Consider the following 17838-nt stretch of genomic DNA (forward strand, 5'->3'; position numbering starts at 1 on the left):
GGAGGCCCTCAGGCCGGCACCCAGCTGCCGTGCAGGCCGTGGGGGATGGCCAAGGGCAGCTCCAGCACCGCCTGCTCGCTCAGGTCGGCGGCGTCGAGGATCACCAGATCGCTGGCGCAGCGGGCGCCGTTCCAGACGACGCACAGCACCCAGCCCCCATCTTCGGGGCTGAAGCCGGCCGCCGCGGGATCGCTGCCGGGGCGGGGCACCATCACCGGCTCGCTGACGAAGCCTCGCGGCGCCGCGCTCCACACCCGCCGCTCGCCCGTGGCCAGATCCAGCTTCTCGATCGCCTGCAGGGGGTCGTTGCCGCGCTCCCGTTCGGCCACCGCCATCCAGGCGTAGCGGGGCTCGAGCCCCTGCCGGGCGGGGTTGACCATGGCGAACTCGCAGCAGCGCTGCTCCAGCCAGTCGTGGCGCACAGCCCCGGCCGGGTCACGCTGGGCCCGCTCCAGATCCATGCGGCAGCGCAGCAGCTGACCCTCCGGGATGCTCTCGAAGTCCACCGCCCGGAAATCGGTGCCGGGACCGATGGAGGGGAAGTCGGCATAGAAGATCGAATCCACCACCAGTTCGCCCGTTGACGGATCCTCGAAGGCGTTGAGGTGGTGGAAGACGAAACCCGGGGGCGCCGGCACCCGCAGAGGCTCGGGGTGGCACTCGGCGGCGGCGCTGCCGGGCCGGGGGATCAGCCAGAACTGGCCGGCCTCGCCGGGCCTGGAGGCCAGGCACTGGGCCGCTCCTTTCTGGCCGAGCAGATAGGGCAGGGGATTGAAGCTGATGGCGTTCTGCAGAAACACCGCCCACTGGGGGGTGATGGCGAAGTCGTGCAGGAAGGCGAAGCCCCGGAAGCTGTCGCGGCGCTCGGCCAGCAGTTGGCCGGCATGCACGCCGGCGGCGGGGTCGTCGGCGCTGGCGAACTCCATCAGGCGGATGGTGCTGGTGGGGCCGGCCTTGACGCCGAAGGTCACCATGCGCGGACCGCCGTGGTGGCCGGGATCGAAGCGGGGGTGGGCACTGAAGGCCTCGCCGGGCCTGAGCACGCCGTCGAGGAGGGAGATGCCGCGGGTCTCGAGGGTGTCGGGGTCGAGGGCGTGGGGCTCGGCCGCCTCCCACAGGGCCAGCAGCTGATCGCCCAGACGCACCACATGGGTGTTGGCGATGTTCTTGAGGCGCAGATCGAAGGCATTGGCCAGCACGCCGCCCGGTTTCTGGGTGCCGAACACACCCCGGTACTGGAACCGGCCGGCCTGCTCTTCGGCCTGCCAGCCGGCGGTGCGCACGAAGCGGTTGCTGAGGCTCGCCCGGCCGCCCTCGAAGCGCAGGGCGGTGACCATGCCGTCACCGTCGAAGGGGTGGTGCACCCAGCGGCCGCCCCGTTCCAGCCGGCCGGGACCGTTGCGGTAGAGGCAGCCGCTGAGTTCGCCTGGGATCCGGCCGCGGGCGGCGCTGAGGGGCACCGCCGCGAGCTCGCTGCCCACATTGCGGAAGGCGCTGGCCCAGTCGGCACGGTCGTAGCCGGCAGGCTGGGCTAAAGCTGACGCGGGGGCTGGCGCGGAGGGGGTGGCGGTCATACGGGAGATATGGCTTCAGCGGTTGCGAATTGTGACGAAACTAGGCCGGCATAGACGCCGCCGCGAGCCAGGAGTTCCACGTGGGTGCCGGCCTCCACCACCCGGCCGCCCACGATCACGCAGATGCGGTCGGCGTTCACCACCGTGGAGAGGCGGTGCGCCACCACCAGGGTGGTGCGGTTGGCCATCAGCCGGTCGAGGGCCTCCTGCACCACCTGCTCGGAGGCCGAATCCAGGGCTGAGGTGGCCTCGTCGAGGAACAGGATCGGGGCGTTCTTGATCAGCGCCCGGGCGATGGCGACACGCTGGCGCTGCCCGCCGGAGAGCAGGGCGCCGTTCTCGCCGATCAGGGTGTCGTAGCCCTGCGGCAGGCCCTCGATGAAGCCATGGGCGTTGGCGGCCCGGGCGGCGGCCTCGATCTCCTCCCGTCCGGGCGGGCGACGGGTGGTGGAGCGGTCGCCGTAGCCGTGGCCGTAGGCGATGTTGTTGGCCACGGTGTCGTTGAACAGGAAGGTGTTCTGATCCACCAGCGAGATCTGAGCGCGCAGGGCGGCCTGGCTGATCTCGCGCAGGTCGATCCCGTCGATGGTGATCCGGCCGGCGGTGGGGTCGTAGAAGCGGCAGAACAGGTCGATGATCGTGCTCTTGCCGCCGCCGCTGGGCCCCACCAGCGCCACCGTGTTGCCATGGGCAAGCTCCAGGTCGAGCCCGCGGATCACCGGCTCCTGGTTGTAGGCGAAGGTCACCGCCTCGGCCCGCAGCGCCTGGCGGAACGGCCCCAGCGGCCGCGGGCTGGGCGGGTCGGCCGGATCGGGCGGGGTGTCGAGGATGGCGAACACATCCCGGGACGCCGACACCCCCTGCTGCAGCACGGCGTTGGCTTTGGCCAGCCCCTTGAACGGGGCATAGCAGAGGTAGAGAGAGGTGAGGAAGGCGAAGAAGCTGCCGGTGGTGCGGGTGCCGGCGATCACGGCCTCACCGCCGTAGATCAGCACGGCGCTGAAGCCGGCCGCCCCCAGCAGTTCCATCAGGGGCTGGTTGACCAGTTTGGCGCGGGTGGTGCGCAGGGCCGAGCGCAGCACGGAGCGGTTCTCCTGCTCGAAGCGCTCCAGTTCGTAGCCCTCCATGCCGAACACCTTCACCACCCGGGATCCCACCAGGGCCTCCTGCAGGGTGGCGGCCAGGCGTCCGAGGCTCGACTGGCCGCGGCTGGAGTGGCGGCGCACCTTGCGGGAGGAGCGCAGCACCGGCCAGACGCCGAGGGGGAAGAGGATGAACGCCACCAGGGACAGCAGCCAGTCCTGGTAGAAGGCCACCACCACCAGCACCGCCAGGGTGAGGCCGTCCTTGACCAGCGAGGTGAGGCCGTCGACGATGCCCGTCTTGACCAGCGTCACATCGCTGAGCACACGGGAGATCAGGGTGGTGGAGCTGCTGCGGTCGATGTAGGCCTGGGGCAGCAGCATCACCCGCCCGGCCAGCTCGGCGCGCAGATCGGCCGTGATCGACTGCCCCACCGATTCGGTGAGATAGGACCCCAGGTACTGGCTGATCGCGCGCAACCCGATCACCACAAGGATCGCCACCGGCGCCCAGTAGAGCTTGCTGCGGTCGCCGCTGGGCAGCACCTGATCGAAGAGGTAGCGGATCACCAGCGGCACCACCCCGGTGGAGGCCCCGTAGCCGAGGTTGAACAGCAGCGCCAGCAGGAACGTGGGCCACAGATGGCGGCGGCCGTAGGCCAGCAGACGCCGGTAGGTGGAGCCGGACGGCGTGGCCGCGGGGGTCGAGGTGCTCATGGCAGCAGCTCCAGCAGGGCATCGGCGGCGCGGGCCGAGGCGCCGGGCGGACCCATGCGCCGGCGCAGCTCGGCGATGGCCCCCTCCACCCGGGGCCGGTCGGCGAGCAGACCCTCCAGGGCCGCCACCAGAGCGGCGGGGGTGACCCGCTCCTGCAGCAGCTCGGGGAACTCCTGCCGTCCGAGGATCACGTTGGGCAGCCCCAGCACCCGGTGACGGGTGACCAGCCGCGCCAGCAGCAGGGTGAGCCAGTTGAAGCGGTAGACGATCACGTGCGGGCAACCCAGCAGCGCCGCCTGCAGCGTGGCCGTGCCCGAGCACACCAGGCCGGCGTCGGCCGCATGCAGCAGATTCACGGTGTCGTCGGCGATGCAGAACAGCGGCAGGGACCCGCCGCCGGCCTCCCGCTCCAGCACGGCGGGATCGATGGTGGAAGCCCGCAGCAGCACCACCTGCCAGCCCCGGCGGCGCAACTGTTCAGCGGCGGCCAGCAGGACGGGCAGCAGCAGGCGGATCTCGCTGCGACGGCTGCCGGGCATCAGCACCAGCAGGGGCCGCCGCGGATCGAGGCCGTGGCGCCGGCGGGTCTGCTCCGGGCTGCTGGTGACCTGGATCTCATCGAGCAGGGGATGGCCCACGTAGCGGGCGAACTCCCGGCCATGGGCATTGAAGATCCCCTCCTCGAAGGGGAAGATCACCGCCAGGCGATCGATGAAGCCGGCCATGCGCCGGGCCCGCCCCCGTCCCCAGGCCCACACCTGCGGGGCGATGTAGAAGAACACCGGGATGCCGCGCCGGTGGGCCTCGCGGGCCACCATCAGGTTGAACCCCGGGTAGTCGATCAGCACCACCGCATCGGGGCGCTGCCGGTCCATCCGGCGCTTCAGCAGGCGCATCACCCGGTGATGGCGCCGGATGCTGCCGAGGATCTCCACCACGCCGGCGGCCGAGAGGCTGCTCACGTCGGCCAGGGTCGTCATGCCGGCGGCCCGCAGCCGTTCGCCGCCGACCCCGGCAACCTCCAGCGCCGGGTCACGGCGCCGCAGGGCCTGGAGCAGGGCCCCACCATGCAGGTCTCCGGAGGCCTCGCCGGCCACCAGCAGCAGCTGGCGGGGCTCAGCCATGCCGGCCCCAGCCGCGCCTGGCCAGCACGGCCAGCACGGCGTCGGTGAGGCGTGCCACCCCTCCGGGATCCAGCGCCAGAGGCACCGGCAGCACGCCATCCCGCTCCCGGGGCTCGAGCAGGGGCACCAGCCGCTGCCAGTCCTTGGCGGTGGTCACGAGGGTGGCGTTCTGCTGCGCCCGGGCCAGTGTCAACAACCGCTCCACGTCGGTGCGAGCATAGGGATGGTGGTCGGGGAAGGCCTCGCAGCCCACCAGCCGACAGCCTTCCTGCCGCAGGGCGGCGAAGAACTTCTCCGGCAGACCGATGCCGCAGAAGGCCAGCAGGGGACGCTCCCGGAGCCCGGCGGGCAACGCCAGGCGGCCCTGGATGCCGAACCAGGGCCGCTCGGCGGGCCAGGGCAGTCCGGCGAGGGCTCCCGGCTCCGGCTCCATGCCGGTGAGCACCAGCAGGTCGGCCCGGGCGAGGGCGGCGGGCGGCTCGCGCAGCGGGCCGGCGGGAAAGAGCAGGCCGTTGCCCAGGCGCCGCTGGCCGTCGAGCACGCTCACGTCACAGTCGCGCGCCAGGCGCCAGTGCTGCAGGCCGTCATCCAGGAGCAGGAGATCGGCCCCAGCCTCGAGGGCACGACGGGCCGAGGCCACCCGGTCGGAGCCGATCCAGACCGGCACCCCGGGCAGCGCCCGCACCAATTCCAGGGGCTCGTCGCCCACCGCCGCGGCAGCCATCTGCGGCTCCACCCGCAGGGGCTCGCGGCGGCCGCTGCCGTAGCCGCGGCTGAGCACCGCCGGCCGCCAGCCGCGGAGGGTCAGTTCCCGGGCCAGGGCGATCACCAGGGGGGTCTTGCCGGTGCCGCCGAGGGTGAGGTTGCCCACCGACACCACCGGCAGCGGCGGCTGCCAGGGCCGGCTCTGCAGCCGATGGACGTGCACCGCCAGCCCGTAGAGCCAGCCGCAGGGCCGCAGCAGCCAGGCCCGCAGGCCGGGCCGCGGGCGATACCAGAAGCGGGGGGTGGGCGGCGGCATCAGCCCGCCTCCAGGGCCCGGAGCCGCTCCAGCACGGTGGCGGCGATCCGCTGCGATGGACCGTGCAGGGGCGGCAGCGCGGCCGGCCGGGGGGGATGCCGCATCCAGGCGACCACCGCTTCCCAGGCCTCGGCGGCGGTGGCGCAGCGCCGCAGCCAGCCGGCCGTCTCCAGCTGCTCGCTGAGTTCAGCGAAATTGGCCATGTCCGGTCCGCACACCACGGGCCGGCCGCCGCGCACCGGCTCAAGGGGATTGTGACCGCCGATGCTGCGCCCGGCGGGACGGAAGCTGCCGCCCATCACCACCAGATCGGCGGCGGCGACCCAGGTGCCCATCAACCCGAGCCCATCCACCACCAGCACCTCGAGTGGCGGTGGCGGTGGCGGTCCGGCGCCTGCCCTGGCCGGATCGATCCGGCTCCAGCGCTGCCCGCTGAGACCCCGGGCCCGCACCCCCGCCAGCACCTCAGCCGCCCGCTCGGGATGGCGCGGCGCCAGCAGCAGCGCCGGCCGCCGGGGCTCCAGCTCGCGGCAGATGCGGGCCCAGGCCACCAGCAGCAGGTCCTCCTCGCCGTCGTGGCTGCTGGCCAGCAGCAGCACGGGCCGATCCGGCCAGAGCCGCTGCAGCTGCTCCAGGGCGGCGTGCCGCACCGGCAGCGGCGGCGCGTCCCATTTCGTGGAACCCAGCGCCAGGGCCGCCGGCGCCCCCAGCCGCCGCAGCCGCCCGGCGTCGGCGGCCGACTGGGCGAAACAGGCCTCGCAGCGCCCGTAGAGCCAGCGGCTGAACCAGGGCAGGCGGCGATGGCGCCGATAGGAGCGCTCGCTGACGCGGGCATTGATCAGCAGCGGATGCGGCATGGCATGCACCAGCTCCGGCCACAGCTCCGCCTCCGCCAGCAGACCGAGGTCGGGACGCCAGTGACGACGGAACAGAGCCAGGGCCAGCCAGTGGTCGATGGGCACGTACTGATGCAGCACGCCATGGGGCAGCAGCGCCGGGGCAAGGCGGGCCGAGGTGCGGGTCACGCTGGTGACCAGCACGGCCGGCGGCTGGCGCTGCGCCGCGGCAGCCGCCCCGGCCAGCGCAGCCAGCAGGGGCTGCAGGCTGGTGAGTTCCCCCACGCTGGCGGCATGGATCCACACCAGGGACCCCGCGGGCCGGGGGAGGCCGGCGAACCCCAGCCGTTCGGCCAGGCGCCGGGGATCCTCCCGACCGCGGCAGAGGCGTGCCAGCAGCAGCAGCAGCAGGGCCGGTGTGAGCAGCAGGCCCAGCAGGCGGTAGAGCAGCAGCACCGGCCGCGGGCAGGGCATCAGCGGCGTGCGGGGCCGAGCAGCAGGGCCGCCTCGCGGCTGGTGGCCTCCAGGGCCGAGGCCAGGGCGGCGGCCTCGGCCTCGCGCCCGAGCCGGTCGCGGGAGCCGGGCACGTAGAGGGGCGCTCCCAGGGCCAGCACGGCCCGGCCGAAGGGGAGCGGCAGCACGGAGCGGTCCCAGGAGCGCAGCCGGCAGCGGCGCGTGAGCGCCAGGCCCACGGGCACCACCGCGCACCCCGACTGCCGGGCCAGGTGCAGCACACCCTGCTTCACCTGCCGGGCGGGGCCGCGCGGGCCGTCGGGGGTGATGCACACCGACTGCCCGCCGCGCAGCAGCTGCAGCAGGCGCCGGTAGGCCGTCAGCCCTCCCCGGGTGGATGAACCGGGCACCAGATCCACCCCGCGCATGCGTGCCGCCACCCCCACGATGCGGGCGTCTCGGTGGCTGCTGAGCAGCACCGCCACCGGCCGCCGGGCATGCAGGCGCAGCAGCGGCATGAAGAACACGTGGCAATGCCAGAGGGCGTAGATCACCGGCACACGCCGCTGGAGCACCAGGGTCTCGGCGGCTGGATCCGCCCTCACCCGGATCCAGGAGGTGGTCAGCACCAGCTGGCCGTAGGCATTGAGCAGGGCTCCCGCCAGCCAGGAGAGCGCGGGATTCTGCATCAGATTCCGCTTCTTCACGGGGCGCAGTCGGGGATGCAGTGCAGGGCGCGCAAACAGCAGCAGGCCCGGAAACAGCAATGCCATTTCCGGGCCTTGGCCAGTGGCTGCAGCAGCTTCAGCGGAGCGCTGACGGGGGCATCATCCAGGCCGGGGGCGTCATCCAGGCCTGCTGCGGGCCCCGGCCGCACGCGCTGGTGGCGGAATCAGGCGGAACCGACACCGGCGTAGGAGCCGTAGAAGAACAGGCCCACAACGAAGATCACGGCCATGCCGCCGGCGGTGGCCACGAGCCAGAGGGGCAGCACGCCTTCGGTCCAGCGGGAGCGCCAGGCGACCGCGGGGCGGCCGTCCGGGAGGCGATCGGGGATCCGGCCGTCAGGCAGGGTGGATTTCTTGCCGCTCATCGGGTGCGCTCCTGGAGGTCAGTTGAAGAAGTAGCTGGTGAACAGCACGCCGGTGACGAACACCAGCAGCAGCCCCAGATAGAGGCTGGTGCGGTTGAGCTCGACCGGGAGATTGTTGGGATTGGGATTGCGTTGCAGACCCATGGCGTTCGGCGTCGGGGGATCAGCGGCGGATGAATTGCATGGCGGCCAGGGCGCCCAGGAAGAACACCGTGGGGATGCCGAGGGCATGAACCGCCAGCCAGCGCACCGTGAAGATCGGGTAGTTGCGCGGCGTGGTGGAGGTGGCGGGAGACTGGGTCATGGCGGGTTATTTCAGGCGCAGGTCGAGCTGGCTCCTGCCCTCGTAGCGCTCGCTCACCACGGGAGCCTTGCTTTCCTGGAGCTGGAAGTAGGCGTCAGGGCGGGGCGTGCCGAAGGCGTCGTAGGCCAGACCGGTGGAGACGAACAGGAATCCGGCCAGGAAGATGGCGGGCAGCGTGACCGCGTGGATCACCCAGTAGCGGATGCTGGTGATGATTTCGAAGAACGGGCGTTCTCCGGTGGAGCCGGCAGCCATGGCGACGAGCGTTCAGCCCGACGATCCTAGGGGCAGGGCCTGAAGCCACGGGAGCGGCGCCGGCCCTTGGTTACAGAAGTTGGCGGGGAGTTCGCAGCGCCGGCGGCTCAGCCCACCCAGCGCAGCAGGGAGCCGCGCTCCCCGAGCACGAAGCCCTTGCCGTCCGCGGTGAAGACGATGCGGGTGAAGTTGGAGGGCTCACGCTCCCCCACCGGATCCCGGCGCCAGCTGGCGCCGCCGTCGTCGCTCACCAGCAGGGTGCCGCTGCCGCCACCGGTCCAGATCGAGCCCTGGGGATCCCAGGCCATGTCCAGGTAGCCGTAGCCGTTGGTGATCGGGATGATGGCCTTGCCCCAGGTCTCCGGATCGGCCGGATCGGGGGCGAAGCGCAGCTGGGCGCCGCGGGCCACCATCCACAGGGCGCCGTCGGGCTGGAAGCCCATCGACTGCAGCCGCTGGCTGCTCACCCGCTGGTGCACCTGCCAGGTGGCCTGGCCGGGATCCCAGGTGGAGAAGAAGTTGCCGAGACTGCTCACGCTCACGTAGCGGCCCTCGGGGCTGCGGCGCAGCTCGCGCACGGCTCCGGCGGCATCCTCCACCCGGGCCTGCCAGCTGTTGCCGCCGTCGCTGGTGTCGTAGATCGCGCCCACATTGGTGGCCAGTTCGGCCCGGCCACGCCCCAGGGCGGTGATCAGGTAAGGCTCACCCGGGAGCTTGGTGTCCAGGAACAGCCGGCTCCAGTTGCTGCCGCCGTCAGTGCTGTGCAGCAGCAGCCCGGGCTGGCCGGCGATCCAGCCTTCCTGGCCGTCGAAGTCGATGCTGATCAGGCGGAAGTTCTCTTCCACCGGCAGGTCGAGGGCCCGCTCCTCCCAGCTGGCGCCGCCATCGGCGGTTTCCAGGATCAGCCGGTTGCTGCCCACCAGAAAGCCGTGGTGTTCGTCGGCGAAGGCCACCGCCAGGGGATTCGAGCGGGTGGCCAAGGGCACCGGCTGCCAGGGGCTGCTCTCAGCCTGCGGCAACCCGGTGGTGACGCAGCCGCCCAGGCCCAGACCGAGGCCGATCACCACCATCAGGCTGAGCAGCGGCGAGAGCAGGCGCCGCAGCGATACGGATCGGACGGGGTTCATCAGCGCAGGGAGTAGAGGGACAGGAAAAAGGCGATGGCCAGGGCGAAGCCACCGAAGATCAGCACATTCTTCTGACCGGGGGTGAGCCGGTTCACGCCGAGCCCGTAGTTGAGGTTCTCCTCGAAGCCGCTGGGCTTGCTGCGGGGACCGATGTCCTGGAAGGCGGCCTTGCGGCTGCGGCACACGGGGCAGCGGAAGCCGGCCGGATCGAGCTCCAGAAAGGGTGTTCCCGGTTCGATCCCCACCTTCTTCACGCCCTCGGCGGGGTCGTAGACGTAGCCGCAGCTGCGGCACTCGAAGCGGTGGCTGGCGGGGTCGTCGGCCAGCGCCGTGGTGGTGTCGTCGCCCGCCGCGACGGGAGGGGTGCTGCCTGGGAGCTGCTCGTCGGTCACCGGAGTCGGGCGCGGCGGGGCAACTCTAGGTAGCGCCGTGGATGCCAGACTGCCGCCCAGCTTGGGCCCGCCCGATGTTCGTGCTCTCCGGCTACGACGCCTTTCTCGGCTTTCTGCTGATCTCGGCCGCCGTGCCCGTGCTGGCGATCGTGGCCAACAAGCTGCTGGCGCCGCGCAGCCGCCGGGGAGAGCGGGAGCTCACCTACGAGTCCGGCATGGAGCCGATCGGTGGGGCCTGGATCCAGTTCAACATCCGTTATTACATGTTTGCGCTGGTCTTCGTGATCTTCGACGTGGAGACCGTGTTCCTCTATCCCTGGGCGGTGGCCTTCCACCGTCTCGGTCTGCTGGCCTTCATCGAGGCCCTGGTGTTCATCGCCATCCTGGTGGTGGCACTGGCCTACGCCTGGCGCAAGGGCGCGCTGGAATGGAGCTGAGCCAGCGCGGGCCCTGGGCGCTCAGCCAGAAGTCGCCTCACCGCACCTAGCCTGCCCCCACCGTCCCGCTCCTTCCTCGCGGTCGCGCAGTCCGCACCCCGATCCGCCGCGTCGATGCCGATGACCCCCCCCAGCCCACCTGCCAATACCACCCTGGGCAGCCCCGGCACGGGGGACGCCCCGTCGATCCAGGCGCTGAAGGATCTGCGCGCCGCCAGCTGCGGCCCGGTGGGAGCCCCCACGGTGACCTCGGATCTCTCCGAGAACGTGATCCTCACCACCCTCGATGACATCCACAACTGGGCCCGGCTGAGCAGCCTCTGGCCGCTGCTCTACGGCACCGCCTGCTGCTTCATCGAGTTCGCCGCCCTGATCGGCTCCCGCTTCGACTTCGACCGCTTCGGCCTGGTGCCCCGCTCCAGTCCCCGCCAGGCGGATCTGATCATCGTGGCCGGCACCGTGACCATGAAGATGGCGCCGGCGCTGGTGCGGCTCTACGAGCAGATGCCCGAACCCAAGTACGTGATCGCCATGGGGGCCTGCACGATCACCGGCGGCATGTTCAGCGCCGACTCCACCACGGCGGTGCGCGGTGTGGACAAGCTGATCCCGGTGGACCTTTACCTGCCGGGCTGCCCGCCGCGGCCGGAGGCGATCTTCGACGCGGTGATCAAGCTGCGCAAGAAGGTGGGCAACGAAGCCCTGGCGGAGCGGGGCAACCTGCTGCCCACGCACCGCTACTGCACCGTGCCGCACCGGTTGGTGCCCACCGAACCGATCGTCGACGGCCGCTACCTGCGCGCCGAAACCCAGCAGGCCGCCCTGGCCGCAGCGGCCTCCCTGCCCCTCGGTGCCCTGGCCGCCGAGAGTGGGGCTGTGGTGAACGCCAGCCCCGCCACCGACGCAACCCCGAGCAGCTGATCCGATGCCTGAGGACACCACCCCCGTGCCGGCCGGGGCCAAGCCCGCCACCCAGGACGCACCGGTCGCCGGGCCTGTGAGCCGCTGGCTGAGCAGCCAGGGCTTCGAACACCAGCTGCTGCCACCGGACCACCTGGGGGTGGAGGTGATCGGCGTGGAACCGGCCTTCCTGCCGCTGCTGGCAACCGCCCTCAAGGCGGACGGCTTCGATTACCTGCAGTGCCAGGGCGGTTACGACGAGGGCCCGGGCGGCCGGCTGGTGAGCTTCTACCACCTGGTGAAGCTGGGCTCGCTGGCCGATGCGAGCCTCGGCGTGCAGCACCTCGATGCCGAGGTGAAGCCCCAGGAGGTGCGCCTCAAGGTGTTCCTGGATCGCGACGGCGACCTCACCATCCCCACCCTCTACGGCCTGTTCCGCGGCGCCGACTGGCAGGAGCGGGAGACCTTCGACATGTTCGGCATCCGCTTCGAAGGCCATCCCCATCCCAAGCGGCTGCTGATGCCGGAGGACTGGAAGGGCTGGCCGCTGCGCAAGGACTACGTGCAGCCCGACTTCTACGAGATGCAGGACGCCTACTGAGCGTCGGCTGCGGCCGGTTGGGCCGAGGGCGGTGACCAGGGAGGCGCCTGGCGGCTGCGGGTGTTGCGGTAGAAGCGCATCACCGCCAGGGCCAGACTGCGGGGATCGTGACGCAGGGTGGCGGTGGGACGACCGCCGTGGAGCGGGGCTTCCATCACCGCATAGCCCTGACGGCGCAGACGACGGGAATCGCAGGTGACCGGTTCGGCACCCTTGCGGCGGTAATGCACCAGCAGCTCCGTCTCGGGCAGGGCTTCCTGGGCAAGCACGGCCGTGAACAGCCGCTTCTCCACGCCGAGACTGGCCAGCTGGGCCTCGATGGCCCGCAGGTGACCCTCCACATCCAGGCGGTCGGTTTCCCCCGGCTGGGTCATCAGATTGCAGATGTAGAGCCGCGGGGCCTTGCTGCGGGCGATGGCCTCCACCAGGTCCGGCACCAGCAGGTTGGGCAGCAGGGACGTGTAGAGACTGCCGGGCCCGAGCACGATCAGGTCGGCGTGGGCGATCGCCTCGATCGCCCGCGGCAGGGCCGGGGGTCGCTCCGGCAGGCAGCCCAGGCGCACGATCGGGCTGGAGGCGTGGCCGATGCGCGATTCGCCCTCGATCCGCTCGCCGTTCTCGAGTTCGGCCCAGAGCCGCACATCGGCGTTGGTGGCCGGCACCACCTGACCCTGCACCGCCAGCACGCGACTGCTGGCGGTGATCGCGGCCTCGAGGCTGCCGGTGATGGCGGTGAGGGCCGTGAGGAAGAGGTTGCCGAAGCTGTGGCCCTCCAGCCCGGTGCCGGCCGGGAAGCGGTACTGGAACAGCCGGGTGAGCAGCGGCTCCTCCCGGGCGAGGGCGGCCAGGCAGTTGCGGATGTCGCCGGGAGGCTGCACCCCCAGCTCGCGCCGCAGCACGCCGCTGCTGCCGCCGTCATCCGCCACGGTGACGATGGCGGTGAGGTTGGAGCTGTAGCGCTTGAGGCCGCTGAGCAGGGTGGAGAGCCCCGTGCCGCCGCCGATCGCCACGATGCTCGGGCCCCGGTTGAGCCGCCCCTGGGCCGCCAGCGCGTCCACCAGCAGGGTGTCGCGGTCGGGAGCGAGGGCCTTCTGGATCGTGCCGAAGCTGCGGCTCTGGCCCAGCCAGATCAGGCCGGCGCCGATCGCCAGCACCAGAGGGCCCGTGATCTCCCGCGGCAGCACCCGGGTGATGCTCTGCAGCAGCCACTGGATACCGGCCAGGGTCCAGTAGATCGGCTGCAGATCGGCCCAGACGGCGGCCCCCAGCAGGGCGATCACCAGGCCCAGGCCGGAGGTGAGGATCCAGCGTTTCACCACCAGGCCGGGCTGCAGCCAGCGCACCGCCCGGCGGGAGCGGCTCATCAGGTCGCGCTGACGCCGATCGCCGCGGCCCACCCAGCTGGGCCGGGATCGGGATCGTCTCAGCCGACGCGGTGGTGAGGGCGACGCGGATGAAGACAAGGGCTGGCCGAAAGCGGGTTGGCCGGAAGGGCGGGCCGGGTTGGCGAGACGGAACAGGCCGTGGCGCAGGAACTCTAGGGGGAGTCGCGGGCCGGGCCGGTGCAGTCCTGCCAGGATGGGAACCGCCGCGGCTCACCGCCCTGGACCAGCCGTCCACGCCCCTGGCGGAGCTCCACGACGTGACCATGCAGTGGGGGGAGAACCGCGTGCTCGACGCGGTGAACCTCAGCCTGCGGCAGGGCGAGCAGCTGGTGGTGGTGGGGCCGTCGGGATCGGGCAAGTCCACGATCCTGCGCCTGCTGGCCGGTCTGCTGCTGCCCAGCCGTGGCGCCGTGATGCTGCATGGGGAGCAGCAGCGCTACCTGCGTCTGGATCAGCATCACCCGCCGGATGTGCGGCTGGTGTTCCAGAACCCGGCCCTGCTGGGGTCGCTGACGGTGGAGCAGAACGTGGGCTTCCTGCTGCACCGCTTCAGCCGGCTCAGCGCGGCGGAGATCCGCGAGCAGGTGCGTCGGGCGCTGGAGGCTGTCGGTCTGGGCGGCATCGAGGACCGGATGCCCGGTGAACTGAGCGGCGGCATGCAGAAACGCGTGAGCTTCGCCCGCGCCCTGATCCAGGACCCGAGCCAGCCGGCCGACCGCATGCCGCTGCTGCTCTTCGACGAGCCCACCGCGGGACTCGACCCGGTGGCCTGCACCCGCATCGAGGACCTGATCGTGCGCACCACGGATCTGGCCGGTGCCAGCTCCGTGGTGGTGAGCCATGTGCACAGCACCATCGAACGCACCGCTGAGCGGGTGGTGCTGCTCTACGACGGCCGCTTCCGCTGGCAGGGCGACCTGGAGAGCTACAGGCGCACGGACAATCCCTATGTGGTGCAGTTCCGCAGCGGTAGCCTCCAGGGGCCCATCCAGCCTGCGGAGACCTGATCGATGCGCCGCTCCGTGCGTGAGGCGATCGTGGGCTTCTCGCTGCTGGCGGCCATCACCAGCGCCGTCGGCCTGAGTCTCTGGCTGCGGGGCCTGTCGCTCACCCGCCAGTTCTGGACGGTGGAGGCCCGCTTCAGCGAGGCCAGCGGCCTGGCGGTGCGTTCGCCGGTGGTGTTCCGCGGCGTGGTGGTGGGCAGCGTGCGCGCCGTGCAGATCGCACCGGACGCGGTGATCGCCCAGCTGGAGATCACCAACCCGTCGATCCGCCTGGCCCAGCCCACCATGGCGGAGATCGGCCAGGTGTCGCTGCTGGGGGGGGAGGCCCAGGTGGCCCTGGTGAGCCGGGGGGAGCCCTTGCCCGCCGACGCTCCCAGTCCCCGCTCGCGTGACTGCGATCGCAAGCTCATGCTCTGCGACGGGGCCACCATCAGCGGCAGCCAGGGCGCCAGCCTGGCCAGTGTCACCACGATGCTGTACGACCTGCTGAGCCAGGCCGATGAGCAGCAGCTGATGAGCAAGGTGGCGGGGGTGGCCACCAGTGTGCAGGCCACCGCGAAGCAGGCCGATGCCTTCCTGGCGGATGGGCGCAGCATGGTGAAGGACGGCACCGCCCTGCTGCGCCAGGGCGAGTCGCTGGTGAACAGCCTGGAGGGCTCCGTGCAGGACGCCCAGCCCACGATCGCCAACCTCAATGCCAGCTCCGCCCAGCTGCGTGAACTGATGGCCCGGCTCGACGATCCCCAGATGGTGGCCGACCTGCAGCAGACGGTGGCGAACGCCGAGCGGCTCACGGCCCAGTGGCGGGCGGTGGGGGGCGATGTGCAGCAGCTCACCGCCGATCCGAACTTCATGAACGGGTTGCGCAGCGTGGCCGTGGGGCTGGGCCAGTTCTTCGAAGAGCTCTATCCCGCCCAGACCGACGCCGCGCGGGAGCGGGCCAAAGGCCAGGCGGCGCCCGCGCCGGAAGGTGAAACCCAGAAGTCCGGCGCCGGATCACCCCGCAAACCGGGCCGCGGCGGCGCGGCCGGTTCCACGGTCACACCCCGCTGATCGCCTCCATGGCGATCGCCGCAATCGCCTGATCGCTGGCCTTGGGCAGCCGCACGTATTTGCCGCCGGCGGCCTCCGCCAGGTCCTTGCCCATGCCGCTGCCGATGAACTTGCGCTCGGTGTCGATCACCAGCAGCTTGATGCCCAGGGCCCGGTAGCGGCTGGCCACCTGCTTCACCTCCTCCTTGAGGTCCACCGGCTCCTCGCCCTCCAGCTCGGGCTGGCCCAGGGAGCGGCTGAGGGGCACATTGCCGCGGCCATCGGTGATCGCCACCACCACCACCTGGCCGAGATCGCCGGTGGCCAGGGCGTTGGCGCCCACCCGGGCGGCCTGGGAGAGGCCGTGGGCCAGGGGTGAGCCGCCGCCGCAGGGCATCGATTCGAGACGCCGGCGGGCGGCGGTGATCGAGCGGGTGGGGGGCAGCAGCACCTCGGCCTGCTCGCCGCGGAAGGGGATCAGGGCCACCTCGTCGCGGTTTTCGTAGGCCTCGGTGAGCAGGCGGATCACGGCGCCCTTGGCGCTCTGCATGCGGTTGAGGGCCATCGAACCGCTGGCATCCACCAGGAAGATCACCAGGGCGCCGGCCTTGCGCTGCAGCTGCTTGGCGCGCAGGTCGCCGTCTTCCACCACCACCTTGCGGTGGGGCTCCCGCTGGCGGCGGGATTTCTGGTAAGGCGCCGCCGCCCGCAGGGTGGCGTCCACGGCGATGCGCTTCACCGGGCCGCGGGGCAGCATCGGCTTCACATAGCGGCCGCGGGAATCGCTGAACACCACGGCCCGGCTGCCGCTGCCGCCGCTCCTGGCCTTTGCGGCGCCGAACAGCAGCAGGTCGGGGTCGATCGCCACGGCCTCGGGATCGAGCAGAAACTCCTCGGGCACCTGGGGCGGCGCCTGATCCTCGGGGGTGTCGTCGTCCTGGTCGTCGGGCTCGTCGCTGTCGTCTTCGGAGTCGTCGTCGGGGTCCTGCTCGTTCTCGGGCGGCTCGGGATCTTCAGGGGGCTGCTCGCCCTGGGGCGGCGGCGGTGGCGGCGGCTCCAGGGGCTGCTCGGGGTCGGGGGGCGGCAGCTGGGAGGCGCGGGGGGCGATCACCAGTCGCACGGCCACCTGCAGGTCGTCGGCCTCCACCCGGTCGCGGCCGCTCAGCGCCGCATGGGCGCGGGCCACCCGCACCGCATAGAGCTCGCTGCGGTGGCCTTCCACCCCGCCCCGCAGGGCCTCGTTCACCAGATAGGCGATCTGCTCGCGGGAGATCTGCACATCCGGCAGCCACTGGCGCGCCAGCAGCAGCTGGGTGGCCAGGGCGTCGCTCTCCTCCTGCCACCTGGCCCGGAAGCGGTCGCTGGTTTCGGCGTGCTCGATGGCGGCGCGGCTGATCTCCACCCGCTGCTCCAGCTCCAGCACCTGGTTGGCCGAGAGGCAGATGGCGAAGCGATCGAGCAGGTGATCGCGCACCGCCCCCTCCTCGGGGTTGAAGGTGGCGATCAGCAGGCAGCGGCAGGGGTGGGAAAGGCTCAGGCCCTCGCGCTCGATCCGGTTCTCGCCGCTGCCCACCGCCGCCAGCAGCAGGTTGGTGATGTTGTCGTCGAGCAGGTTGAGCTCATCCACATAGAGCACGCCCCGGTGCGCCTCAGCCAGCAGGCCCGGCTGGAACACGGCCTGGCCGCTGGCCAGCGAGGCCGCCACATCCACTGAACCCACCAGCCGGTCTTCGGTGATGCCCAGGGGCACCTGCACGAACGGCGCCGGGATCACCCGGGTGGGCAGCAGGGCATTGGGGTCGTTGCCGGTGGGGTCCGCCCCCAGCTCGGTGAGCCGCCGGCGGGTGGCCTCGTCCCACTCCTCAGGGCGCTGGGGGTCGATGTTGAGGCCCGCCGGCGCCGGCTGGCCCGGGGTGGGGCCGGCGGTGGTTGGCGTGCCCAGATCGAGCACGTCGATCGGCGGCAGCAGGGCATGCAGCCCACGGGCCAGCACGGATTTGCCGGTGCCCCGGCCGCCGGCGATCACCACCCCGCCCAGGCCCGGGTCCACCGCCGCCAGCAGCAGCGCCAGCTTGAGCGTGCCGTGGCCGGTGATCGCCGCCAGCGGGAAGGCACGGCTGGCGGCGCTGGAGGCCGCGCCAGAGGTGGCGGTTCCGCTTGCAACCATGGGGGAGGTCCGGGCCCTGGGTCGTGCGCGCCAGTCTCGCTGATCAGGCCGGAGCGGCCGGGGAAGCGCCCCACGCCAGCCTGGCGATCGCCCTGGGGGCCAACCTGCCCAGCCCCGCCGGCCCGCCCCTCGCCACGCTGCTGGCGGTGCGGCCGCTGCTGGAGCAGCTGGTAGAGCGCCAGCTGCTGGAACCGGGCGCGGAGGTGCGCACGGCCGTGCGCTGGTCGCCGCTGTTTCGCACGGCGCCGGTGGGAGGCCCCCCCGGCCAGCCCGACTACCACAAAGCCGTCGTGCTGGTGAGCGAGGCCAGGCGGGCAACGCCAGGCGCGGCCCT

Annotated in this window: 19 protein-coding genes and 1 pseudogene; 6 read left to right on the forward strand and 14 right to left on the reverse strand. The window is 71.9% G+C overall.

The features are described from left to right. Positions 1-8: 8 nt before the first annotated feature. The 12 genes from KBY90_RS05925 to KBY90_RS05980 all read right to left on the reverse strand — a co-directional run bounded on the left by KBY90_RS05925 (position 9) and on the right by KBY90_RS05980 (position 9978). A complete protein-coding gene (locus tag KBY90_RS05925) occupies positions 9-1574 on the reverse strand; it encodes a carotenoid oxygenase family protein (RefSeq protein WP_254967546.1) in 1566 nt (521 codons plus the stop codon). Beyond that, positions 1571-3373, reverse strand: coding sequence for an ABC transporter ATP-binding protein (locus tag KBY90_RS05930; RefSeq protein ID WP_254967547.1), 1803 nt, complete (start codon positions 3371-3373; stop codon positions 1571-1573). The genes KBY90_RS05925 and KBY90_RS05930 overlap by 4 nt, the downstream gene beginning before the upstream one ends. Further along, on the reverse strand, positions 3370-4497 hold the full coding sequence (gene lpxB / locus KBY90_RS05935; RefSeq protein WP_254967548.1) for a lipid-A-disaccharide synthase: 1128 nt from the start codon (positions 4495-4497) through the stop codon (positions 3370-3372). Before lpxB ends, KBY90_RS05930 begins: the two co-directional genes overlap by 4 nt. Continuing rightward, the gene (gene lpxK, locus KBY90_RS05940) at positions 4490-5518 is read right to left on the reverse strand and encodes a tetraacyldisaccharide 4'-kinase (protein WP_254967549.1); all 1029 of its coding nucleotides are present in this window, start codon (positions 5516-5518) and stop codon (positions 4490-4492) included. The genes lpxB and lpxK overlap by 8 nt, the downstream gene beginning before the upstream one ends. Further along, positions 5518-6828: a 3-deoxy-D-manno-octulosonic acid transferase gene (locus tag KBY90_RS05945; protein WP_254967550.1), complete on the reverse strand. Its 1311-nt coding sequence runs from the start codon at positions 6826-6828 to the stop codon at positions 5518-5520. Before KBY90_RS05945 ends, lpxK begins: the two co-directional genes overlap by 1 nt. Then, positions 6828-7496, reverse strand: coding sequence for a lysophospholipid acyltransferase family protein (locus KBY90_RS05950; protein ID WP_254967551.1), 669 nt, complete (start codon positions 7494-7496; stop codon positions 6828-6830). Before KBY90_RS05950 ends, KBY90_RS05945 begins: the two co-directional genes overlap by 1 nt. Before the next feature lie 203 nt (positions 7497-7699). Next, entirely contained in the window at positions 7700-7900 is a 201-nt protein-coding gene (locus KBY90_RS05955; RefSeq protein WP_254967552.1) for a photosystem II reaction center protein J, read from the reverse strand. 18 nt (positions 7901-7918) lie between these two features. After that, positions 7919-8038 carry a photosystem II reaction center protein L gene (locus KBY90_RS05960; RefSeq protein WP_186697418.1) on the reverse strand — a complete coding sequence of 40 codons (120 nt, stop codon included), beginning with the start codon at positions 8036-8038 and terminating at the stop codon, positions 7919-7921. Between the two features lie 25 nt (positions 8039-8063). Further along, positions 8064-8204 carry a cytochrome b559 subunit beta gene (gene psbF / locus KBY90_RS05965; RefSeq protein ID WP_254967553.1) on the reverse strand — a complete coding sequence of 47 codons (141 nt, stop codon included), beginning with the start codon at positions 8202-8204 and terminating at the stop codon, positions 8064-8066. 6 nt (positions 8205-8210) lie between these two features. Further along, on the reverse strand, positions 8211-8459 hold the full coding sequence (gene psbE / locus KBY90_RS05970; RefSeq protein WP_254967554.1) for a cytochrome b559 subunit alpha: 249 nt from the start codon (positions 8457-8459) through the stop codon (positions 8211-8213). Between the two features lie 107 nt (positions 8460-8566). Further along, positions 8567-9562 (reverse strand): photosynthesis system II assembly factor Ycf48, encoded by a 996-nt coding sequence (locus KBY90_RS05975; RefSeq protein ID WP_254967585.1) that lies wholly within the window; start codon positions 9560-9562, stop codon positions 8567-8569. 23 nt (positions 9563-9585) lie between these two features. Further along, a complete protein-coding gene (locus KBY90_RS05980) occupies positions 9586-9978 on the reverse strand; it encodes a rubredoxin (protein WP_396122544.1) in 393 nt (130 codons plus the stop codon). A 74-nt stretch (positions 9979-10052) separates the two neighbouring features. Between KBY90_RS05980 and ndhC the strand changes: the two genes are divergently transcribed. The 3 genes from ndhC (at position 10053) to KBY90_RS05995 (ending at position 11916) form a co-directional block, all read left to right on the forward strand. Beyond that, positions 10053-10415, forward strand: coding sequence for a photosynthetic/respiratory NAD(P)H-quinone oxidoreductase subunit C (ndhC, locus tag KBY90_RS05985; protein WP_254967555.1), 363 nt, complete (start codon positions 10053-10055; stop codon positions 10413-10415). Between the two features lie 120 nt (positions 10416-10535). Next, positions 10536-11336 carry an NADH-quinone oxidoreductase subunit NuoB gene (gene nuoB / locus KBY90_RS05990; RefSeq protein WP_254967556.1) on the forward strand — a complete coding sequence of 267 codons (801 nt, stop codon included), beginning with the start codon at positions 10536-10538 and terminating at the stop codon, positions 11334-11336. A 4-nt stretch (positions 11337-11340) separates the two neighbouring features. After that, entirely contained in the window at positions 11341-11916 is a 576-nt protein-coding gene (locus KBY90_RS05995) for an NAD(P)H-quinone oxidoreductase subunit J (RefSeq protein ID WP_254967558.1), read from the forward strand. On the opposite strand, the gene yvcK is transcribed toward KBY90_RS05995, so the two are convergent. Then, the gene (yvcK, locus tag KBY90_RS06000; protein WP_254967559.1) at positions 11910-13280 is read right to left on the reverse strand and encodes a gluconeogenesis factor YvcK family protein; all 1371 of its coding nucleotides are present in this window, start codon (positions 13278-13280) and stop codon (positions 11910-11912) included. The genes KBY90_RS05995 and yvcK overlap by 7 nt on opposite strands. 284 nt (positions 13281-13564) lie before the next feature. On the opposite strand from yvcK, the gene KBY90_RS06005 reads away from it, so the two are divergent. Together KBY90_RS06005 and KBY90_RS06010 are read left to right on the forward strand one after the other, a co-directional pair. Next, positions 13565-14308 carry an ABC transporter ATP-binding protein gene (locus tag KBY90_RS06005; protein ID WP_254967587.1) on the forward strand — a complete coding sequence of 248 codons (744 nt, stop codon included), beginning with the start codon at positions 13565-13567 and terminating at the stop codon, positions 14306-14308. A gap of 3 nt (positions 14309-14311) precedes the next feature. Continuing rightward, a complete protein-coding gene (locus KBY90_RS06010) occupies positions 14312-15358 on the forward strand; it encodes an MlaD family protein (protein ID WP_254967561.1) in 1047 nt (348 codons plus the stop codon). On the opposite strand, the gene bchD is transcribed toward KBY90_RS06010, so the two are convergent. Further along, positions 15345-17504: a magnesium chelatase ATPase subunit D gene (gene bchD / locus KBY90_RS06015; RefSeq protein ID WP_254967563.1), complete on the reverse strand. Its 2160-nt coding sequence runs from the start codon at positions 17502-17504 to the stop codon at positions 15345-15347. The two genes, KBY90_RS06010 and bchD, sit on opposite strands and share 14 nt — an antisense overlap. A gap of 23 nt (positions 17505-17527) precedes the next feature. On the opposite strand from bchD, the pseudogene KBY90_RS06020 reads away from it, so the two are divergent. Next, positions 17528-17838: pseudogene (locus KBY90_RS06020) on the forward strand (2-amino-4-hydroxy-6-hydroxymethyldihydropteridine diphosphokinase); the annotation flags it as partial.

Origin of the sequence: Cyanobium sp. CH-040 (assembly GCF_024346135.1) — a bacterium.
Classification (GTDB): Bacteria; Cyanobacteriota; Cyanobacteriia; order PCC-6307; family Cyanobiaceae; genus NIES-981.